At 35.1% G+C, this 2,187-nt stretch carries 2 protein-coding genes; both read left to right on the plus strand.

Annotated features, from left to right (window positions below; genetic code table 11):
• The coding region (locus tag ACZQCL_RS05300) for a citrate/2-methylcitrate synthase (protein WP_482482070.1) at positions 1-1,094 on the plus strand (1,094 nt) is incomplete at its 5' end.
• Positions 1,091-2,086 (plus strand): isocitrate/isopropylmalate dehydrogenase family protein, encoded by a 996-nt coding sequence (locus tag ACZQCL_RS05305; protein ID WP_482482072.1) that lies wholly within the window; start codon positions 1,091-1,093, stop codon positions 2,084-2,086. The genes ACZQCL_RS05300 and ACZQCL_RS05305, both read left to right, overlap by 4 nt.
• Positions 2,087-2,187 lie beyond the last annotated feature (101 nt).

Here is a 2,187-nt window from a genome sequence, read left to right on the forward strand (position 1 = left end):
ACATTGATGGACAACTCATTTACAGGGGATATCCCATCAATTATTTAGTTGATAAACAACCTAAAGATCGTATTTTTGGATTTGAAGAAGTCGCATTCCTTTTGATTTTTGGCACATTACCAACAAAAGAACAGTTACAAGAATTTAAAGATTATTTATTGAACTTTAAAATGGGGCCTGTAGACTTACAGTATGAAACACCAAACATACTAAATGCACTTCAAATTGAAGTATTGAAGTTATACGCAAAAGATCCAAGCGCTGATACAGATGACTTGGAAGAACGAATGATGAAAGGATTAAACATTCTAGCGAGTATTCCACTTTTCACATTTTCATATGCTCGCAACAAAGTCTTTAAATCCTATCCTTATCCCGACAAAAGCCTAGCTGAAAATATCTTATGTATGGCTAGAGGGAATGATCAATATACTTTAGAAGAGGCAAGAATCTTGGATACTTTATTAATGGTTCATGCCGATCATGGTGGAGGAAACAACTCAACCTTTGCCAATGTCGTAATATCGAGTACAGGAACAGATATCTATTCTTGTATTTCGGCTGCCATTGGTTCTTTAAAAGGACCTAAGCATGGGGGTGCCAACTGTAAAGTTACCAATATGTTTAAAGCTATCTTCCATGAGGTTGGATTTACAACAGATAAATTAACACTAAAAAAGATTGCGAATCGTTTGTTAGATAAAGACTTCTTTGATCATAGTGGATTAATTTATGGAATTGGACATGCGATTTATACGAAGAGTGATCCTCGTGCATTATTGATTCAGCAACAATGTGAAATGCTCGCAAAATCAAAAGGACAAGAAGATATCTACAATTGTATCCATGCATTTGAAAAAGTTGCCGTTGAAGTCATGAAAGAAAGAAAAGGCATCGATGTATGTGCCAATGTTGATTATTATTCCGGCTATGTTTATTCATTGCTGGGGATTGAAAACGACTTGTTTACACCACTATTCGCAATCAGTCGTACAGCCGGATGGGTCAGCCATCATTTGGAGAATCGTCAATCAAACCGAAAATTAATACGACCTGCCAATGTATATGTAGGAGAAATGGAGGAAAACGAATGACTACAATAACAGTTTTTAAAGGGGACGGGATTGGTCCTGAAATTACGGATGCGGTAATCAAAGTATTAAATGCTGCAGGAGCAGATTTAGAATATGAATTCTTTAACGTAGGTGCAAAGGTATATGAAGAAACAAAAGAATATATTCCAGAAAAAGCATTTGAATCTTACGAAAAGAATAAAATTCTATTGAAGTCTCCTATCACAACTCCAGTTGGTAAAGGTTTTCGTTCATTGAATGTCGCTTTGAGAAACAAATATGACTTGTGGGCAAATATTCGTCCAGCTAAATCGAATCCTTGTATTCCTACTCGTTTTGAAAATGTAGATATCGTAACTTTTAGAGAAAACACGGAAGATCTATATGTAGGAAAAGAAGAACAAATTGATGAGAATACAGTATATGCATATAAAATCATCACAAAAAAAGCGAGCACAAGAATTATCAAGGCTGCTTTTGAATATTGTGTAAAACATAATCGCAAAAAATTAACTTGTGTACATAAAGCTAACATCTTAAAAATGAGTGATGGTTTATTCCTTCATATTTTTGAAGATATTGCCAAGGATTATCCTCAAATTGAAGCCAATTCTTTGATTGTAGATAACACTTGTATGCAGTTGGTTATGCATCCCGAACAATTTGATGTGATGGTCATGCCAAATCTTTATGGAGATATCGTTTCCGATTTAACGAGTGGATTAATTGGTGGTTTAGGATTACTTCCTAGCTGTAATAAAGGTGATGAATATGCGATGTATGAAGCTGTACATGGCAGTGCTCCTGATATTGCTGGTAAACACATTGCCAATCCAAGTGCTTTATTATTGTCAGCTTGTATGATGTTAGATGATTTACATCAAGATGTGGTTTCTAGTAAAATCCGTAAAGCTTTAAATAAGGTGTTCGAAGAACATAGTGTATTAACACCAGATCTTGGTGGCAATGCAACAACTGAACAATTCACAGATGAAATCATTAAAAATTTATAAAAAAAGAAAGTAGGCGGCAGAGTTTAAATTCTGCCGCCCCTTATCAAACCATACGTGCCCTATTAAGGCATACGGCTTACCAATGTGAGTTACATTTTAGA

Source organism: Holdemanella sp., assembly GCF_056804935.1.